Origin of the sequence: Pseudomonas sp. 18058, from assembly GCF_902706155.1 — a bacterium.
GTDB lineage: Bacteria > Pseudomonadota > Gammaproteobacteria > Pseudomonadales > Pseudomonadaceae > Aquipseudomonas > Aquipseudomonas rustica.
The window spans coordinates 24,724-42,717 of the sequence record NZ_CACSJY010000008.1; the positions used below are offsets into that span (position 1 = coordinate 24,724).

Sequence of the window (17,994 nt, forward strand, 5' to 3'; positions counted from 1 at the left end):
CGGCTGGCCTCAGCTTTTCGCAGTTTTATTGCCATGGGAGCCATCTGACATGGAGCGTCTGACACGCATTCTGGCCGCACTCACCCGTTGGGGGCTGGGCCTGTGCGCGTTGGTTCTGGTGTTGATGGCGTTGTACGTCAGCCTCGGCCGCGAGCTGACCCCGCTGGTCGCCGAATACCGCACCGACATCGAAGACAAGGCCAGCGCCGCCCTTGGCATGCCGTTGCAGATCGGCGAGCTGGAAGGTAACTGGAGCGGCTTCGCCCCGATCCTGCTGGCACGCGATGTGATGGTCGGCAGCGGCGCCAATGCGTTGCGTCTGGATCAAGTGCGCGCCGTGCCTGATCTCTGGGCCAGCCTGTTGGCCCGCGAAGTGCGCATTGCCCATCTGGAACTCAATGGCCTGAAGATCAGCCTCAAGGAAGCCGAGGACGGCAGTTGGGCGCTGGAAGGTCTGCCTGTGCAGAACGATCAACCGTTGGATGCGCAGCAGTTGTTCAATCGTTCGCAAATGATTCAGCAACTCTCGGTGCTCGACAGCCAAGTGACCCTGCAGCCGCTGGATCACGCGCCGATGACCCTCACCTATGTCGGCCTCAACCTGAAAACCGGCGCCAGTCGCCAACGTCTCGATGCCCGTTTGACTCTGCCGGACGGCCAGCCCGTGGCGATCAACCTGCGCACGCGCCTGCGTCCGGAGCAATGGCAGGACAGCACGGTCGAGGGCTACGCCAGTCTGCCGCAAAGCGATTGGGCGAAATGGTTGCCCGAGCGCCTGACCCAGCAGTGGAATTTCTCCGAGATCAAGGCTGGTGGTGAGGTCTGGATCGATTGGGCCAAGGGCACGCTGCAAAGCGCCTCTGTTCGCTTGAACGCGCCGCAAGTCACCGGCGCCTATGGCGAGCGCAAGCCTATCCAGATCAACAACCTCGCCATCAACGCGTACTACCGCGACGGTGGCGACGGCGCGGCGGTGACGTTTGATTCGCTGGCGATGAATTTCGGCGAAACCCGCTGGGAATCCCGCGTTCAACTGCAACAGACCCGCGCCACCGACAAAGTGGAAGAGCTCTGGCATCTGCAGGCTGATCGTCTGGATCTGACGCCGATCACGCCACTGCTCAACGCGCTCGGGCCGTTACCGAAAGGTTTCGCCGAAGTGGTCGATCACCTGAAAGTGACCGGTGGCCTGCGCAACGTGCTGCTGGATTTCCGTCCGGCGGCCACTGACGGCACAAAATTCAGCTTCGCCGCCAACCTCGACAAGGTCGGCTTCGATGCCTATCACGGCGCCCCGGCTGCACGAAATGTCAGCGGCAGCCTCAGCGGCAACCTCGACGGCGGCGAACTGCGCATGGACAGCAAGGATTTTGTCCTGCACCTCGATCCGATTTTTGCCAAGCCGTGGCAATACATTCAGGCCAATGCGCGCCTGACCTGGAAACTCGATAAAGACGGTTTCACCCTGATCGCGCCGTACCTCAAGGTGCTCGGCGAAGAGGGCAAGATTGCCGGCGACTTCCTGATTCGTCTGCATTTCGATCACAGCCAGGAAGACTACATGGACTTGCGTGTCGGTCTGGTCGACGGCGACGGTCGTTACACCGCCAAATACCTGCCAGAAGTCTTGAGCCCGGCGCTCGACGAATGGCTGCGCACGGCGATCCTCAAAGGCGCGGTGGATGAAGGTTTCTTCCAGTATCAGGGCTCGCTGAGCAAGGACGCCAAAGAAGCCGATCGCAGCATCAGTCTGTTCTTCAAGGTGCATGACGCTGAACTCGCATTCCAGCCGGGCTGGCCGCATGTCAGCAAGGTCAGCGGTGATGTGTTTATCGAGGACAGCGGCGTACGCATTCTGGCGAAAAAGGGTCAGTTGCTCGACACCCAGGTCAGCGATGTCTCGGTCAATATTCCGCATGTGCCGTCCGGGCAGAACTCGCACTTGCTGCTGGATGGTGCATTCGCCGGTGGTCTTGGCGATGGCTTGAAGATTCTGCAGGATGCGCCGATCGGCACGGGCGAAACCTTCGCCGGTTGGGAAGGCTCAGGGGATCTTCGTGGCAAGCTCAAACTCGACGTGCCGCTGGGCAAAGGCGAGGAGCCGAAAGTCCTCGTTGATTTCAAAACCGCCAATGCGAAGTTGAAACTGGCCGAGCCGAAGTTGGAACTGAGCCAACTCAAGGGTGATTTCCGCTTCGACAGCGCCAAAGGGCTCAGCGGGCAGAACATCAGCGCACGGGCCTTCGACAAACCGGTGACCGCGCAGATTTTTGCCGACGGCAGTCCGGGCAAGCTGAAAACGCGTGTTGCGGCGACCGGGCAGGTCGAAGTCAAGAAGCTCACCGACTGGCTGGCGGTGACGCAACCGTTGCCGGTGTCCGGGACGATTCCGTATCAACTGCAATTGAATCTGGACGGCGCCGACAGCCAATTAATGGTCAGCTCCAACCTCAAGGGCGTGGCGGTGGATCTGCCGGCACCGTTCGGCATGGCGGCGGATGTCGGACGCGACACGGTGTTCCGCATGACCTTGCAAGGGCCGGAGCGGCGTTATTGGGTCAATTACGATCAACTGGCCAACTTCACCTATGCCGCGCCATCGAGCGGTTTTGCTGACGGTCGCGGTGAGTTGTTCCTCGGGGCGGGCGAGGCGGTGTTGCCGGGTGCCAAGGGCTTGCGCATCCGCGGTGTGCTGTCGGAGCTGGACGTCGCGCCGTGGCAGGATCTGGTCAACAAGTACGCCGGGCAGGATCCGGGCGGCAGCGCCAACAAATTGCTCAACAGCGCGGATATCAAAGTCGGCAAGCTGACGGCGTTCGGCACCACGCTGGATCAGGCGTCGGTGCAGCTCAATCGCAAACCTGGCGCGTGGGCGTTGGCCCTCGACAGTCAGCAGGCTAAAGGCACCGCCAGCCTGCCGGACGCCAAGGGCGTGCCGATTGCGGTCAACATGCAATACGTGAAGCTGCCGGCGGCGGATCCGAATGTGCAGACCGACGAGAACGCCCCTGATCCTTTGGCTTCGGTCGATCCGACGAAGATTCCCGCGCTGGATATCACCATCAATCAATTGTTCCAGGGCCAGGATCTGGTCGGTGGCTGGTCGCTGAAAATTCGCCCGACTGCCAAAGGCATCGCCCTGAACAGCCTCGACATGGGCCTCAAAGGCATCCTCTTGCAGGGCAGCGGCGGCTGGGAAGGCGCGGCGGGCTCGAGCAACAGCTGGTTCAAAGGGCGGATCAGCGGCAAGAACCTCGCCGATGTGCTCAAGGGCTGGGGTTATGCGCCGAGCGTGACCAGCGAAGATTTCCACATGGACGTCGATGGCCGCTGGCCGGGCTCGCCGGCATGGCTGGCGACCAAGCGCTTCTCCGGCACCCTCGATGCCTCGCTGAACAAAGGTCAGTTCGTTGAAGTGGAGGGCGGCGCGCAGGCGTTGCGCGTGTTCGGTCTGCTCAACTTCAACTCGATTGGTCGTCGCTTGCGCCTGGACTTCTCCGACCTGTTTGGCAAAGGCCTGAGCTACGACCGGGTCAAAGGCCTGCTGGTGGCGACCAACGGTATTTACGACACCAAAGAGCCGATTCGCCTGACCGGGCCGTCGAGCAACATCGAACTCAACGGCAAACTGGACATGGTTGCGGAGCAAGTCGACGCCAAGTTGATGGTGACCTTGCCGGTGACCAACAACCTGCCGATTGCCGCGCTGATCGTCGGTGCCCCGGCGATTGGCGGCGCTTTGTTCCTGATCGACAAGCTGATCGGCGACCAGGTGGCGCGTTTCGCCAGCGTCAAATACACCGTCAAAGGCCCGTGGAAAGAGCCGAAAATCACTTTCGACAAGCCTTTTTAACTAGCAGAAACTACCCCCTGCAGGAGCTGCCGAAGGCTGCGATCTTTTAAGATCAAAAGATCGCAGCCTGCGGCAGCGCCTATACCGATATGTGCAGATTTCGAGGAGCGGCCATGTCTTTTGCGGTGATTCAAATGGTCAGCCAGAGTGACGTGCTGGCCAATCTGGCTCAGGCCCGGCGCCTGCTCGAACGGGCTGCCGCCGGGGGCGCGAAGCTTGCGGTGCTGCCGGAAAACTTCGCCGCCATGGGCCGTCGCGACGTCGCTGATATCGGCCGCGCCGAGGCATTGGGCGACGGCCCGATCCTGCCATGGTTGAAACAGACCGCCCGCGACCTCAAGTTATGGATAGTGGCCGGCACATTGCCGTTGCCGCCGGTGGATCAACCGACGGCGAAGGCCAATGCCTGCTCGCTGCTGGTCAACGAACACGGCGAAATCGTTGCACGCTATGACAAGCTGCACCTGTTCGATGTCGATGTCGCCGACAATCGCGGCCGTTACCGCGAATCCGATGACTATGCTTATGGCAGTGGCGTGGTGGTGGCGGACACGCCGGTGGGCAAATTGGGCCTGACCGTGTGTTACGACCTGCGCTTCCCGGAGTTGTACAGCGAATTGCGTGCGGCCGGTGCTGAATTGATTACCGCACCGTCGGCTTTTACCGCGGTGACCGGCGCAGCGCATTGGGACGTACTGATTCGCGCGCGGGCCATCGAAACCCAGTGTTATGTGTTGGCGGCAGCGCAGGGTGGAACCCATCCGGGGCCGCGCGAAACTTTTGGTCATGCGGCGATTGTCGACCCGTGGGGCCGCGTGCTGGCGCAACAGGATCAAGGCGAAGCGGTGTTGTTGGCCGAACGCGATAGCAGTGAACAAGCGTCCATCAGGGCGCGGATGCCGGTGACCCGTCATCGGCGGTTTTTCTCGCAGGGCGCACAGCGACCTGCTTCAGAACATGAATTTAAGGCGTAAACCTATGAGCGAGTTGTTGTCCTCAGTCAGTGATCACCTGTTGGCACCGGGCGGCGTGACCATCGAGAGCCTGCAAGGCGTACTCGGCGATCTGGCCGGCCCGGGCATCGATGCCGCCGACCTGTATTTCCAGGGACAGATCTCCGAATCCTGGGCGCTGGAAGATGGCATCGTCAAGGAAGGCAGCTTCAACCTCGATCAGGGCGTTGGCGTGCGCGCGCAATCCGGTGAGAAAACCGGTTTCGCCTACAGCAACGCGATCACCCTCGAAGCCCTCGGCGCGGCGGCTCGCGCGGCACGTTCGATCTCCCGTGCCGGGCAGAACGGCACGGTGCAGGCGTTCACCACTCAAGACGTCGCTCAGTTGTACGCGCCGGATAACCCGCTGGAAGTGCTGAGCCGCGCCGAGAAAGTCGAGTTGCTCAAGAGCATCGATGTCGCGACTCGCGCGCTAGATCCGCGTATCCAGCAAGTCAGCGTGAGCATGGCCGGTGTCTGGGAACGGATTCTGGTCGCGTCCACCGACGGCGGTCTGGCGGCGGATGTGCGCCCGCTGGTGCGTTTCAACGTCAGCGTGATCGTTGAGCAGAATGGTCGTCGCGAGCGCGGCGGGCATGGCGGGGGCGGGCGTACCGACTACCGTTATTTCCTCGCCGAAGACCGCGCCATGGGCTATGCCCGTGAAGCGTTGCGTCAGGCGCTGGTGAATCTGGAAGCGATCCCTGCCCCGGCCGGTACGTTTCCGGTGGTGTTGGGTTCGGGTTGGTCTGGCGTGCTGTTGCACGAAGCCGTCGGCCACGGTCTGGAAGGCGATTTCAACCGCAAGGGCAGTTCGGCCTACAGCGGGCGCATGGGCGAAATGGTTGCCTCGAAGCTTTGCACCATCGTCGATGACGGCACCTTGAGCGGCCGTCGCGGTTCGCTGAGTGTCGACGATGAAGGTACGCCGACCGAGTGCACCACGCTGATCGAAAACGGCGTGCTCAAGGGTTACATGCAGGACAAGCTCAACGCGCGTCTGATGGGCGTGGCCCGTACCGGTAATGGTCGTCGTGAATCCTACGCACACCTGCCGATGCCGCGGATGACCAACACCTACATGCTCGGTGGCGAAAGCGATCCGGCGGAAATCATCGCGTCGGTGAAGAAGGGTATCTACTGCGCCAACCTCGGCGGCGGTCAGGTCGACATCACCAGCGGCAAGTTTGTGTTCTCCACCAGCGAGGCGTACCTGATCGAAGACGGCAAGATCACTGCGCCGGTCAAAGGCGCGACGTTGATCGGCAACGGCCCTGAGGCGATGAGCCGGGTGTCGATGGTCGGTAACGATCTGGCGCTGGACAGCGGTGTGGGGACGTGCGGCAAGGATGGGCAGTCGGTGCCGGTGGGCGTGGGTCAGCCGACGCTGAAAATCGATGCGATCACCGTGGGTGGTACGGGCGCATAAGAAACGTGTGCAGGAGCTGCCGCAGGCTGCGATCTTTTGATTTTAAAAACAAAGATCGCAGCCTTCGGCAGCTCCTACAAGGATGAGATCAACGCAGGCCGCGTTGAGTCTCGTCCAGCTCACGGATGTACTTGAAGATCTTGCGGCTGGAAGCAGGAGGTTTGTTTTGCGCAACCTCGTGCTGAGCCTGACGGATCAGGGAACGCAATTGCTGGCGATCGGCGTCCGGGTACTCGACGACGAATTTTTCCAGCACGGCATCGTCGCCCGCGATCAGGCGATCGCGCCAGCGTTCCAGGTTATGGAAACGCTCGTTGTATTGGCGAGTGGAGGCATCGAGTTGATCGAGCAAGGTCAGAATCGCGTCAGTGTCCTGGTCGCGCATCAGTTTGCCGATGAACTGCAAATGCCGTTTCCGCGCGATATTCGCGGTGTGCTTGGGCGCATCGGCCAAGGCCCGGCGCATGGCGTCGGTCAGTGGCAGTTTTGCGATCAAGTCAGGCTTGAGTGTTGTAAGGCGCTCGCCAAGGTCAACCAGAGCATGCAGCTCGCGTTTGACCTGAGATTTGCTTTTTTCTCCCGTATCGAGGGAGTCGTCGTAAGAATCAACCATGGTGGCAGTCCGCAAAGAAACGCCGCCATGATAACCAGTCGGGGGCCGCTTGTCCGGCCCGGTCGCTCGATGGCCCCAGCCGAAAGCAGAATTTGAGTGGAGATGAGCATGAGTGCAGTTGAAAGCGTCGGCCCGCAGGCATTGCCGGCACTGCAGGAACAGGTCGAGCAGATCATCGCCGAAGCCAAACGTCAGGGCGCCAGCGCCTGTGAAGTCGCGGTATCGCTGGAGCAGGGCTTGTCCACTTCCGTGCGTCAGCGCGAAGTCGAAACAGTCGAATTCAACCGCGATCAGGGGTTTGGCATCACGCTGTACGTCGGTCAGCGCAAAGGCTCGGCCAGCACGTCAGCCACCGGGCCAGAAGCGATTCGCGAAACTGTCGCGGCGGCGTTGGCGATTGCCAAGCATACCTCTGAAGACGAAGCCTCTGGCCTGGCCGATGCCGCGCTGATGGCCAAGGATTTGAAGGATTTTGATCTGTTCCACGAATGGGACATCACCCCGGAGCAGGCGATCGAGAAGGCGCTGATCTGCGAAGCGGCGGCGTTCGATGCCGATGCGCGGATCAAGAATGCCGATGGCACCACCCTCAGCACTCACCAAGGCTGCCGCGTTTATGGCAACAGCCACGGTTTTATTGGTGGTTACGCGTCGACCCGACACAGCCTGAGCTGCGTAATGATTGCTGAGGCCGACGGCCAGATGCAGCGCGATTATTGGTATGACGTCAGCCGTCAGGGCAGTCTGCTGGCGGATCCGGTGAGCATTGGTCAGCGTGCGGCGCAACGGGCGGCGAGCCGTCTGGGCGCGCGTCCGGTGCCGACCTGTGAAGTGCCGGTGCTGTTCTCCGCAGAACTGGCTGGTGGCTTGTTCGGCAGTTTCCTCTCGGCGATTTCCGGCGGCAGCCTGTATCGCAAATCGTCGTTCCTCGAAGGCACGCTGGGGCAGAAGCTGTTCCCGGAATGGCTGACCATCGATGAGCGTCCACACCTGATGCGCGCCATGGGCAGTTCGGCCTATGACGGCGATGGTCTGGCGACGTACGCCAAACCGTTCGTCGAAAAGGGCGAATTGGTCTCGTACATCCTCGGCACGTATTCCGGGCGTAAACTCGGCATGCCGAGCACCGCTAACGCGGGCGGCGTGCACAACCTGTTCGTCACCCATGGCGACGAAGATCAGGCGGCGCTGTTGAAGCGTATGGGCCGTGGGCTGTTGGTCACCGAATTGATGGGCCATGGTTTGAACATGGTCACCGGCGACTATTCACGCGGCGCGGCGGGTTTCTGGGTCGAGAACGGCGAAATCCAGTTCGCGGTGCAGGAAGTGACCATCGCCGGCAACATGCGCGACATGTTCAAACAGATCGTTGCGGTCGGTAATGACCTGGAACTGCGTAGCAACATTCGCACGGGTTCGGTGTTGATCGAACGGATGACCGTCGCGGGCAGCTAAACCGCAACCGTCACAAAAAAGGCGCGCCATCCACCCGGGTGGCGCGCCTTTTTCATGCCTGACACAAATCCCCTGTGGGAGCGGGCTTGCTCGCGAAGGCGGCATGTCAGTCGACATCAATATTGGCTGACACGACGCCTTCGCGAGCAAGCTCGGCTCCTACAAAAGCGTGCGCTCTTGTTTTGGTTCTCATTATCATCTAATAATAAATCTCATTATCGGATGAGCCCCGGATCATGAGTTCTGCCTTGCACGAGCAGCCGTACCTCGAAAGCTGGCGCTGGATGAGTCGCCAGATCCGTTGCGCGATGGATCCTGACGAACCGCGCCTGATCGAACATTACCTGGCCGAGGGCCGGTACCTGTCTTGTTGCACCGCGACCTCACCCTGGACGGTCGCCGAAACCTCCTTCCGTTTGCTGCTCGACACGGCCACCGACATCGCGCTGCCGTGGCACTGGCGCAGCCTCTGTCTCGACCAAGCCTGGCGCCCGCTGCGTGAAATGGAGCGCCTGTCCCTGTGCAAATGCCGGCTCAAACGCTGGCAGCGCTACACCTGGCAGCTCGCCACTTGCGAGTTGCTTCCCTCGATTCCTCTTATTGAACTGGTGCAAGGATTTTCAGATGACCAAGACACGTATTGAGCGCGACAGCATGGGCGAACTGCAGGTGCCGGTGGACGCTCTCTACGGCGCGCAAACCCAGCGCGCAGTGGATAACTTCCCGATCAGCGGCAAACCGATGCCGACGCAATTCATCCGCGCGCTGATCCTCGCCAAAGCCGCCGCCGCCCGCGCCAACGTTGAATTGAACCAGATCAGCGCCGCTCAAGGCAAAGCCATCAGCGACGCCGCCCAAGGTTTGCTTGAAGGCGATTTCATGCAGCATTTTCCGGTGGATATTTTCCAGACCGGTTCCGGCACCAGCTCCAACATGAACGCCAATGAAGTGATTGCCACCCTCGCCAGTCGCCTGCTCGGCGAGCCGGTCAACGCCAACGATCACGTCAACTGCGGCCAGAGCAGCAACGACATCATTCCGACCACCATCCACGTCAGTGCCGCCCTGGCCCTGCACGAGCAATTGCTGCCGGCGCTGCTGCACCTGGTGCAAGTGATCGAGCACAAGGCCGGGCAAGTGCATCACCACGTTAAAACCGGTCGCACGCATTTGATGGACGCGATGCCGGTACGCATGAGCCAGGTGCTCAACGGCTGGGCGCAGCAGCTCAAGGCCAACATCGCTCATCTGCAGGATCTGTTGCCGAGCCTGCAATCCCTCGCGCAGGGCGGCACAGCGGTCGGCACCGGGATCAACGCACATCCTGAGTTCGCCGCGCGTTTCAGCCGTCAGTTGAGCCAATTGACCGACGTGCAATTCACCCCGGGCAAAGACTTGTTCGCGCTGATCGGCTCGCAAGACACCGCTGTCGCCGTCTCCGGCCAACTCAAAGCCATCGCCGTCACTTTGATGAAAGTCGCCAACGACCTGCGCTGGATGAACTCCGGCCCGCTCGCCGGCCTTGGTGAAATCGAGCTGGAAGCCCTGCAACCGGGCTCGTCGATCATGCCGGGCAAGGTCAATCCAGTGATTCCGGAAGCCACCGCCATGGTCGCCGCACAAGTGATCGGCAACGATTCGGTGATCACCATCGCCGGCCAGTCGGGCAATTTCGAGCTGAACGTGATGCTGCCGATCATCGCGCAGAACCTGTTGAGCAGTATCGAATTGCTGGCCAATTCCAGCCGCCTGCTCGGCGACAAAGCCATCGCCAGCTTCAAGGTCAACGAATCGCGCTTGAAAGAAGCGTTGTCGCGCAACCCGATTCTGGTCACTGCACTCAACCCGATCATCGGTTACCAGAAAGCCGCCGAAATCGCCAAGCAGGCCTACAAAGAAGGCCGCCCGGTGATCGACGTCGCCCTGGAACATACCGATCTGTCACGCAGCCAACTGGAAGAGTTACTCAATCCCGAGAAACTCACCGCCGGCGGCGTGTAAACCCCGCAACCGCTTTGGAGGCTCACCATGGAGCACTGGAAACGCACGATCGAACGGGCCAATCGCTGCTTCATGCTGGGCGAACTGATCGACGCCCGTGAGGCTTACCTGCAAGCCCTGGCCTTGGCGCAAGTGTTGTTCGAACGCTGGGCGGACGCCGACGAAGCGGTGGCGGCTTGCGTCATCTCGCACCACAACCTCGCGGATTTACACCTGCGCCTGAATCAGCCGGAGGAGAGCGCCGAATACCTCTGCGCCATCCATCAACGGCTGTTGCAAACCATGCAGGACGAACGCCAGCGCCTGGCATTGCGTGAAGCGGCGCTGCGCCAGAGCAGCAAGACCTACGTCGAGCTGCTGAATTTCATCAGCGAACACGGCGAATACCCGCGCACCCAACGCCTGCTGCACCCGGATACCGGCAATGCGCGCCGCGCGCCTGCCCCTCATCACCATGGAGTCCATTGAAATGGCTTTTACCTTGCCTGCCTTGCCTTACGCCTACGACGCCCTCGAACCGCACATCGATGCGCAGACCATGGAGATTCACTACACCAAGCATCACCAGACCTATATCAACAACCTCAACGCGGCGGTGGAAGGCACTGAATACGCCGAGTGGCCGGTGGAAAAACTGGTCGCCAGTGTTAAGGATCTGCCGGAAAAACTCCGTGCGGCGGTGATCAATCAGGGCGGCGGTCACGCCAACCACTCACTGTTCTGGGAAGTGATGGTGCCAAGCGGTGGCGGTAAACCGGATGGCGCGCTGGCCAAGGCGATTGATGAGCAACTGGGAGGCCTCGACAGTTTCAAGGAAGCCTTCACTAAAGCCGCACTGACCCGTTTCGGCAGCGGCTGGGCCTGGCTCAGCGTGACCCCGGAGAAAAAACTGATCGTGGAAAGCAGCGGCAACCAGGACAGCCCGTTGATGAACGGCAACACGCCGATTCTCGGTCTCGACGTCTGGGAGCACGCCTACTACCTGCGCTATCAGAACCGTCGCCCGGAATACATCAACGCGTTCTACAACGTGATCAATTGGCCGGAAGTTGCTGCGCGCTATCAGGCCGCACTGGTTTAAGTCATCTATAAAAACAATCCAAGGCTGACTATGGGCACTGAAACACTGGCGATCGGAAGTGGGCGTATGTTTCGTTACGCAGTGGGATCGCTATTGCTGTTGGCGGGCATGACCTTGCTGGTTGCTCACGGGCTGGCATGGCTGAATCTCGAACCGCGACTGTTACGGGCGTTGCAGGGCGGTGCGATCTGCGCGCTCGGCACCGCGCTTGGCGCTGTTCCGGTGCTGGTGATTCGGCGCATGCCGCAGGCACTCAGCGATACGTTGCTGGGGTTTGGTGCCGGGGTGATGCTGGCGGCGACGGCGTTTTCGCTGATCGTGCCGGGCATCGCCGCTGCTGAGAGTCTTGGCCTGACGCCGTGGGGCGCCAGTGGCCTGATCTGCTTTGGCATCATGCTCGGTGCGTTCGGGTTGTATCTGGTTGATCTCAAAGTCTCGGGCGCGTCCCCGGAAATGCTCGTCGGCACTGTCGATCGCCCAGTGATTCCGCCACGGATCTGGTTGTTCGTGTTCGCCATCATTGCCCATAACATCCCTGAAGGCATGGCCGTCGGTGTGTCTGCCGGTGGCGGCATGCTGGACGCGGACAGCCTGGCCATGGGCATCGCTTTGCAGGACGTGCCGGAAGGTCTGGTGATTGCGTTGGTATTGGCCGGGGCGGGGATGTCGCGGGTCAAAGCGTTTTTGATCGGCGCGGCGTCTGGACTGGTTGAACCGGTGTTTGCGCTGTTGTGCGCGTGGCTGGTCAGTCTCGCGCAGGTGTTGTTGCCATTAGGCTTGGCGCTGGCTGCGGGGGCGATGCTGCTGGTGGTGACCCACGAAGTGATCCCCGAGTCGCGACGCAATGGTCATGACAAACTGGCCAGTCTTGGCTTGTTGAGCGGGTTTTGTTTGATGATGGTGATGGATACCGCATTAGGTTGAAGCAGATCAAAAGATCGCAGCCTGCGGCAGCTCCTACAGGGATTATGTGCGCCGCAGGTAACCGTAATTGCCCCCTTCCAATGTAGGAGCTGCCGAAGGCTGCGATCTTTTGACTTTGGCGGTCAGCCACCTTCATCGAAGTAGTTGTTGATCAACGCCACCAGCGCATCCAGCGCTTCCTGTTCCTGATGCCCTTCAGTACTCAAATAGATCTTGGTGCCCTTGCCAGCCGCCAACATCATCATTGCCATGATGCTTTTGCCATCAACCGTGGTCTCCGGCGTGCGACCCACTCTGATCGTGCAATCCGGATACTGCCCGGCCACGCCAACGAACTTGGCCGATGCGCGGGCATGCAGGCCCAGTTTGTTGATGATTTCGATTTCCAGAGCAGGCATCGCGGTGTGAATCCTTTAAGTGAGGTCGCGGTGGCGAACCTGGACGTTCTTCAGGGTTTTCTGCAGGGCCTGACCCAGACGTTCGGTCAGGTAGACGGAGCGGTGATGCCCGCCGGTGCAGCCAATGGCAATCGTGACGTAGGCGCGGTTGCTCGCTGCGAAACGCGGCAGCCATTTGTGCAGGTAGGTGAAGATGTCCTGAAACATTTCTTCGACGTCAGGTTGTGCCGCCAGATATTCGGCCACCGGCGCATCGAGCCCTGATTGCGCACGCAGTTCCGGCTTCCAGTAAGGATTGGGCAAGCAGCGCACATCAAACACCAGATCGGCATCCACCGGCATGCCGCGCTTGAAGCCGAATGACTCAACCAGATACGCCGTACCCGGCTCCGGCTGATTCAGCAGGCGCAGCTTGATGGTGTCGCGCAACTGGTACAGGTTCAGACTGGTGGTGTTGATCTTCAGATCAGCCAGGTCGGCGATCGGGCCGAGCAGGGCGGTTTCATCCTGAATCGCCTCGGCCAGCGAGCGATTGGCATTGCTCAGCGGGTGGCGGCGGCGGGTTTCCGAGAAACGCTTGAGCAGGGTTTCCTCGTCGGCATCCAGGTACAACACATCGCATTGAATGTGCCGGCTACGGACGACTTCGAGCAATTCGGGAAAGCGTGACAAATGGCTTGGCAGGTTGCGCGCGTCAATCGATACGGCGACCAGCGGTTGCGCCAGTTCGGTGTGAATCAGCGCGCGTTCGGCCAGTTCCGGCAGTAAACCCGCCGGCAGGTTGTCGATGCAGTAATAACCGTTGTCCTCAAGGACATCCAGTGCGGTGCTTTTACCCGAGCCGGAACGGCCGCTGACGATGATCAAACGCATGATTACTGCCCGTTTTGCTCGTCCAGTACGACCTGGTACAAGGCTTCGTTGCTCGGAGCGCTGCGCAACTTATCGCGCACATCCTTGCGATCCAGCATGCTGGCGATCTGGCGCAGCAATTCCAAGTGCGCATCGGTGGCGGCTTCCGGCACCAGCAGTACAAACAGCAGGTCAACCGGCGCGCCGTCGATAGCGTCGAAATCGATAGGGGCTTGAAGGTGCATCAACGCGCTGATTGGCGTTACACAACCTTTCAGGCGGCAATGGGGAATGGCGATGCCGTTGCCAAAACCGGTCGAACCGAGTTTTTCACGGGCAATCAGAGCCTCGAAGACATCTTGCATCTCCAGATCCGGCACTTCGCGGGCGATCAGGTTGGCAATTTGTTCGAGGGCTTTCTTTTTACTGCCGCCCGGCACGTTCACGAGGGAACGGCCGGGGGTCAGGATACTTTCAAGTCGGATCATGGAATGGGGGGTTATCGACCGGTCGCGCCCTGGAGGAGGCTCTGGGTCTTTTCCTTATGCTTTTTGAGTTGGCGATCCAGCTTGTCGGTGAGTGAGTCGATCGCAGCATACATATCAGTATCTTCTGCGTTGGCGACCACTTCGCTGCCGGGAATATGCAAGGTGGCTTCGATTTTCTGCTTCAGCTTTTCGACACACATCGTGACTTGCACGTTGGTGATCTTGTCGAAATGTCGCTCCAGTCGTTGGAGTTTTTCCTCGATGTAGGAACGCAGAGGTTGGGTCACTTCCAGTTGGTGTCCACTGATGTTGACTTGCATACAGCTTCTCCTTCGTTGCCAGTGCATAAAGCGGCAGGCCGGATAGCCTGCCACTGGAACGCTGTAACGTGGCTTACATCAACCGCTTGCGTTCGCTCGAAGGCGCGATCCCGAGGGATTCGCGGTACTTGGCGACGGTGCGGCGAGCCACCTGAATGCCTTGTGCCTCCAGTAAACCAGCGATCTTGCTGTCACTCAACGGCTTTTTCTGATTTTCCGCGGCAACCAGTTTTTTGATGATCGCGCGGATCGCCGTGGACGAGCATTCACCGCCTTCGGAGGTGCTGACGTGGCTGGAGAAAAAGTATTTCAGTTCATAAATACCGCGCGGGGTATGCATGAATTTCTGCGTGGTCACTCGGGAAATCGTTGATTCGTGCATGCCCACCGCTTCGGCGATGTCGTGCAGCACCAACGGCTTCATTGCTTCGTCGCCGTACTCCAGAAAACCGCGCTGATGCTCGACGATCTGGGTGGCAACTTTCATCAGGGTTTCGTTGCGGCTCTGCAGGCTCTTGATGAACCAGCGGGCTTCCTGCAACTGATTGCGCATGAAAGTGTTGTCGGCGCTGGTGTCGGCGCGACGGACGAAACCGGCGTACTGCGCGTTGACGCGCAGGCGTGGCATTGATTCCTGATTCAGCTCGACCAGCCAGCGTTCGTTGTCCTTGCGCACGATGACATCAGGGACGACGTATTCGGCTTCGGTCGATTCGATCTGCGAGCCCGGACGCGGGTTGAGGCTTTGTACCAGTTCGATGACCTGGCGCAGCTCGTCTTCCTTGAGCTTCATACGGCGCATCAACTGGCTGTAATCACGGCTGCCGAGCAGATCGATGTAATCGCTGACCAGACGTTTGGCTTCCGCCAGCCAAGGCGTCTTGGCCGACAGCTGACGCAATTGCAGCAGCAGGCATTCGCTGAGGTTGCGCGCGCCGATACCGGCCGGTTCAAATTGTTGAATGCGGTGCAGGACGGCTTCGATCTCGTCCAGTTCGATGTCCAGTTCCGGATCGAACGCCTCGAGAATTTCTTCGAGGGTTTCGTCCAGGTAGCCCTGATTGTTGATGCAATCGATCAGGGTCACGGCGATCAGGCGATCGGTGTCGGACATCGGTGCGAGGTTGAGTTGCCACAGCAAGTGGCTTTGCAGGCTTTCGCCGGCGGAGGTGCGGGTGGTGAAATCCCACTCGTCATCATCGCTGCTGGGCAGGCTGCTGGCGCTGGTCTGGTAAACGTCTTCCCAGGCAGTGTCGACCGGAAGTTCGTTGGGGATGCGTTCGTTCCATTCGCCGTCTTCGAGGTTATCGACGGTCGGTGCGGCTTCCTGATAGGAAGGTTCCTGGATCTCGGTGGGCTTCTGTTCGGCGTTGTCGGCCATGGGATCCGAGTTGTCGAAGTCGTCGCCTTCTTCCTGGCGTTCGAGCATCGGATTGGATTCCAGAGCCTCCTGGATTTCTTGTTGCAGATCCAGGGTCGACAATTGGAGCAGGCGGATGGCCTGTTGCAGCTGCGGTGTCATCGTCAGCTGCTGGCCCATTCTCAAGACTAGCGATGGTTTCATGGCAGGGGCTTAACACCTTATTCGCCGGCGCTATGCGCCATCCACTACAGGGCGCCGAAGCGCCAAACTTAAGCAAATTATATGCCTGAAACTGAAGTGTTTGCCTAGAGCGCTGTAACAATTAAGCGTATTAAATCCTGCTTGAATCGATACAGCACTCCGGCTGCGCACCGGGCACTGTGACGCTTACAGGCGGAACTCGTGACCCAGATACACTTCCTTGACCAGTTCGTTGGCCAGGATGGTTTCGGCGTCACCTTCGGCGATCAGTTGACCGTCGTTGACGATGTAAGCGGTTTCGCAGATATCCAGCGTCTCGCGGACGTTGTGGTCGGTGATCAGAACACCGATGCCCTTGGCCTTGAGGTGGTGGATGATCTGCTTGATGTCGCCGACCGAGATCGGGTCGACACCGGCGAACGGTTCGTCGAGCAGGATGAATTTTGGTGCGGTGGCCAGCGCGCGAGCGATTTCCACCCGGCGGCGTTCACCACCGGACAGGCTCATGCCGAGGTTGTCGCGGATGTGCGTGATGTGGAATTCCTGCAACAGGCTTTCCAGCTCTTTGCGGCGACCGGCCTTGTCGAGTTCCTGACGGGTCTCGAGGATGGCCATGATGTTGTCGGCCACCGACAGTTTGCGGAAGATCGACGCTTCTTGCGGCAGATAGCCGATACCGGCCTTGGCACGACCGTGCATTGGCTGGTGGCTGACGTCCAGATCGTCGATCAGCACGCGGCCCTGATCGGCCTGTACCAAACCTACGATCATGTAGAAGCAGGTGGTTTTACCGGCACCGTTCGGGCCGAGCAAACCAACAATCTGGCCGCTGTCGATCGACAGGCTGACGTCACGCACGACCTGGCGGCTTTTATAGGCCTTGGCCAGGTGCTGAGCTTTCAGAGTTGCCATTACTGGGTCTTCTCGTCGGTTTTCTTCTTCGGCTGGATCACCATGTCGATACGCGGACGCGATTCGGTGACTTTGCTGCCGGTAGCGCGACCGGCGCTGGCCAGTTTCTTCACGGTGTCATAGACGATTTTCTCGCCCTGAGTCGTGTTGTTGTCCTTGTCGACGACCTTGGCCTTGTCGATCAGCACGACGCGGTTTTGCGCGGCGTGGTACTGAATCGTCACGCCCCAGCCCTGTACAGGCTTGGCGTCACCCTGGGTTTGCAGTTGCTCGAAGTAGGCAAGGTTGCCCACCGACGTTACAACGTCGATATCGCCGGCTGGCGTGCGGGTGATAGTCACCGTATTGCCTTTAACGATCATCGAACCCTGGGTGATGATCACATCACCTTTATAGGTGGCGATGCCGTTCTTGTCGTCCAGTTGGGCGTCGTCGGCCTGAATACGGATAGGTTGCTGCTGATCGTTCGGCAGAGCCCAGGCGCTCACGCTTCCCAGTGCTGCGCCCAGACTGAGCAAAATAGGGAGGGTTTTAACGAGCCTCATACTGTCCTCTTACGTTCGATAGCAGGTGTATCCTGCTTTCCTTCAGGTACGCTTTCATGCCAACGCCGGTTGATACACCGCCAGCGCCGTCGATTCTAACGGGTTGCTCGGTCTGCGCATATTGCTCCTGAGGGAACACGGTCATGCGCGTGGAAGTGACCAGCAGGTCGCGGTTTTGTTCGTCAGTGCGTTTGATACGCACCGAGTCAATCAATTCTACTTGTGTACCGCCCGGATTCACTTCGCCGCGCTCGCTGGTCACGTGCCACGGAAAGTCAGTACCGCGGTACATGTTCAGGTCGGGTTTGGTGACCAGAACAATGTCGGTTGCCTTGACGTGCTCGGCTTTGTCCGACGTCATTTCATACTGCACGCCGCCATCCGGCAGATATTGCAGAGTGTGCGTGTTGGTCGCGTACCAGTCGATCGGGTTTTCCTCGGTCGTCACTGGCGGCTTGTCGAGAAAGCGTTCCGGGCTGATGTTCCAGTAGCCGACCGCAGCAAACAGCGCAGCGATGCAGCCAAACAGCAGGAAGGTGCGAAATTTTTTGCTGAACATGGTTTGGC

At 59.8% G+C, this 17,994-nt stretch carries 18 protein-coding genes; 9 read left to right on the plus strand and 9 right to left on the minus strand.

The window, feature by feature from the left end; genetic code table 11:
- The first annotated feature begins 49 nt into the window (after positions 1-49).
- From GVL50_RS06265 to tldD, 3 genes are all read left to right on the plus strand, one after another.
- A complete protein-coding gene (locus GVL50_RS06265; protein WP_159812150.1) occupies positions 50-3,853 on the plus strand; it encodes a YhdP family protein in 3,804 nt (1,267 codons plus the stop codon).
- 113 nt (positions 3,854-3,966) lie between these two features.
- Entirely contained in the window at positions 3,967-4,827 is an 861-nt protein-coding gene (locus GVL50_RS06270) for a carbon-nitrogen hydrolase family protein (RefSeq protein WP_159812151.1), read from the plus strand.
- A gap of 4 nt (positions 4,828-4,831) precedes the next feature.
- On the plus strand, positions 4,832-6,274 hold the full coding sequence (gene tldD, locus GVL50_RS06275; RefSeq protein WP_159812152.1) for a metalloprotease TldD: 1,443 nt from the start codon (positions 4,832-4,834) through the stop codon (positions 6,272-6,274).
- Between the two features lie 88 nt (positions 6,275-6,362).
- On the opposite strand, the gene yjgA is transcribed toward tldD, so the two are convergent.
- Entirely contained in the window at positions 6,363-6,887 is a 525-nt protein-coding gene (yjgA, locus tag GVL50_RS06280; protein ID WP_007915377.1) for a ribosome biogenesis factor YjgA, read from the minus strand.
- A 108-nt stretch (positions 6,888-6,995) separates the two neighbouring features.
- Between yjgA and pmbA the strand changes: the two genes are divergently transcribed.
- The 6 genes from pmbA to GVL50_RS06310 all read left to right on the plus strand — a co-directional run bounded on the left by pmbA (position 6,996) and on the right by GVL50_RS06310 (position 12,348).
- On the plus strand, positions 6,996-8,342 hold the full coding sequence (pmbA, locus tag GVL50_RS06285; protein ID WP_053117090.1) for a metalloprotease PmbA: 1,347 nt from the start codon (positions 6,996-6,998) through the stop codon (positions 8,340-8,342).
- Positions 8,343-8,578: 236 nt separating this feature from the next.
- Positions 8,579-8,986 (plus strand): FagA protein, encoded by a 408-nt coding sequence (locus GVL50_RS06290; protein ID WP_159812153.1) that lies wholly within the window; start codon positions 8,579-8,581, stop codon positions 8,984-8,986.
- Positions 8,967-10,343, plus strand: coding sequence for an aspartate ammonia-lyase (locus tag GVL50_RS06295; RefSeq protein ID WP_159812154.1), 1,377 nt, complete (start codon positions 8,967-8,969; stop codon positions 10,341-10,343). The genes GVL50_RS06290 and GVL50_RS06295 overlap by 20 nt, the downstream gene beginning before the upstream one ends.
- A gap of 27 nt (positions 10,344-10,370) precedes the next feature.
- Entirely contained in the window at positions 10,371-10,811 is a 441-nt protein-coding gene (locus GVL50_RS06300) for a hypothetical protein (RefSeq protein ID WP_016984162.1), read from the plus strand.
- Between the two features lies 1 nt (position 10,812).
- On the plus strand, positions 10,813-11,424 hold the full coding sequence (locus GVL50_RS06305; RefSeq protein ID WP_053117092.1) for a superoxide dismutase: 612 nt from the start codon (positions 10,813-10,815) through the stop codon (positions 11,422-11,424).
- 30 nt (positions 11,425-11,454) lie between these two features.
- Positions 11,455-12,348, plus strand: a complete 894-nt coding sequence (locus GVL50_RS06310) for a ZIP family metal transporter (RefSeq protein ID WP_159812155.1) — start codon at positions 11,455-11,457, stop codon at positions 12,346-12,348.
- Between the two features lie 122 nt (positions 12,349-12,470).
- Here GVL50_RS06310 and GVL50_RS06315 read toward each other — a convergent pair whose 3' ends face one another.
- The 8 genes from GVL50_RS06315 to lptC form a co-directional block, all read right to left on the minus strand.
- Entirely contained in the window at positions 12,471-12,746 is a 276-nt protein-coding gene (locus GVL50_RS06315) for an HPr family phosphocarrier protein (RefSeq protein ID WP_008085079.1), read from the minus strand.
- 15 nt (positions 12,747-12,761) lie between these two features.
- Complete coding sequence (rapZ, locus tag GVL50_RS06320; protein ID WP_053117094.1) at positions 12,762-13,619, minus strand: RNase adapter RapZ; 858 nt, start codon at positions 13,617-13,619, stop codon at positions 12,762-12,764.
- 2 nt (positions 13,620-13,621) lie between these two features.
- Positions 13,622-14,086, minus strand: a complete 465-nt coding sequence (gene ptsN, locus GVL50_RS06325) for a PTS IIA-like nitrogen regulatory protein PtsN (RefSeq protein WP_053117095.1) — start codon at positions 14,084-14,086, stop codon at positions 13,622-13,624.
- Between the two features lie 11 nt (positions 14,087-14,097).
- Positions 14,098-14,406, minus strand: coding sequence for a ribosome hibernation-promoting factor, HPF/YfiA family (gene hpf / locus GVL50_RS06330; protein WP_007912419.1), 309 nt, complete (start codon positions 14,404-14,406; stop codon positions 14,098-14,100).
- Between the two features lie 73 nt (positions 14,407-14,479).
- On the minus strand, positions 14,480-15,970 hold the full coding sequence (locus tag GVL50_RS06335) for an RNA polymerase factor sigma-54 (RefSeq protein ID WP_053117096.1): 1,491 nt from the start codon (positions 15,968-15,970) through the stop codon (positions 14,480-14,482).
- Between the two features lie 186 nt (positions 15,971-16,156).
- Entirely contained in the window at positions 16,157-16,882 is a 726-nt protein-coding gene (gene lptB / locus GVL50_RS06340) for an LPS export ABC transporter ATP-binding protein (RefSeq protein ID WP_053117097.1), read from the minus strand.
- Entirely contained in the window at positions 16,882-17,427 is a 546-nt protein-coding gene (gene lptA, locus GVL50_RS06345) for a lipopolysaccharide transport periplasmic protein LptA (protein ID WP_053117099.1), read from the minus strand. Before lptA ends, lptB begins: the two co-directional genes overlap by 1 nt.
- On the minus strand, positions 17,414-17,986 hold the full coding sequence (gene lptC / locus GVL50_RS06350) for an LPS export ABC transporter periplasmic protein LptC (protein WP_053117101.1): 573 nt from the start codon (positions 17,984-17,986) through the stop codon (positions 17,414-17,416). Before lptC ends, lptA begins: the two co-directional genes overlap by 14 nt.
- Between the last annotated feature and the right edge of the window lie 8 nt (positions 17,987-17,994).

Bases quoted from the DNA above. Each gene is read 5' to 3' on its own strand.
- GVL50_RS06335 (WP_053117096.1), bottom strand. From the start codon at position 15,970: ATGAAACCATCGCTAGTCTTGAGAATGGGCCAGCAGCTGACGATGACA.
- hpf (WP_007912419.1), bottom strand. From the start codon at position 14,406: ATGCAAGTCAACATCAGTGGACACCAACTGGAAGTGACCCAACCTCTG.
- GVL50_RS06315 (WP_008085079.1), bottom strand. From the start codon at position 12,746: ATGCCTGCTCTGGAAATCGAAATCATCAACAAACTGGGCCTGCATGCC.
- GVL50_RS06290 (WP_159812153.1), top strand. From the start codon at position 8,579: ATGAGTTCTGCCTTGCACGAGCAGCCGTACCTCGAAAGCTGGCGCTGG.
- rapZ (WP_053117094.1), bottom strand. From the start codon at position 13,619: ATGCGTTTGATCATCGTCAGCGGCCGTTCCGGCTCGGGTAAAAGCACC.
- lptA (WP_053117099.1), bottom strand. From the start codon at position 17,427: ATGAGGCTCGTTAAAACCCTCCCTATTTTGCTCAGTCTGGGCGCAGCA.
- GVL50_RS06300 (WP_016984162.1), top strand. From the start codon at position 10,371: ATGGAGCACTGGAAACGCACGATCGAACGGGCCAATCGCTGCTTCATG.
- tldD (WP_159812152.1), top strand. From the start codon at position 4,832: ATGAGCGAGTTGTTGTCCTCAGTCAGTGATCACCTGTTGGCACCGGGC.
- lptB (WP_053117097.1), bottom strand. From the start codon at position 16,882: ATGGCAACTCTGAAAGCTCAGCACCTGGCCAAGGCCTATAAAAGCCGC.
- pmbA (WP_053117090.1), top strand. From the start codon at position 6,996: ATGAGTGCAGTTGAAAGCGTCGGCCCGCAGGCATTGCCGGCACTGCAG.
- GVL50_RS06305 (WP_053117092.1), top strand. From the start codon at position 10,813: ATGGCTTTTACCTTGCCTGCCTTGCCTTACGCCTACGACGCCCTCGAA.
- GVL50_RS06310 (WP_159812155.1), top strand. From the start codon at position 11,455: ATGGGCACTGAAACACTGGCGATCGGAAGTGGGCGTATGTTTCGTTAC.
- lptC (WP_053117101.1), bottom strand. From the start codon at position 17,986: ATGTTCAGCAAAAAATTTCGCACCTTCCTGCTGTTTGGCTGCATCGCT.
- GVL50_RS06270 (WP_159812151.1), top strand. From the start codon at position 3,967: ATGTCTTTTGCGGTGATTCAAATGGTCAGCCAGAGTGACGTGCTGGCC.
- GVL50_RS06265 (WP_159812150.1), top strand. From the start codon at position 50: ATGGAGCGTCTGACACGCATTCTGGCCGCACTCACCCGTTGGGGGCTG.
- GVL50_RS06295 (WP_159812154.1), top strand. From the start codon at position 8,967: ATGACCAAGACACGTATTGAGCGCGACAGCATGGGCGAACTGCAGGTG.
- ptsN (WP_053117095.1), bottom strand. From the start codon at position 14,086: ATGATCCGACTTGAAAGTATCCTGACCCCCGGCCGTTCCCTCGTGAAC.
- yjgA (WP_007915377.1), bottom strand. From the start codon at position 6,887: ATGGTTGATTCTTACGACGACTCCCTCGATACGGGAGAAAAAAGCAAA.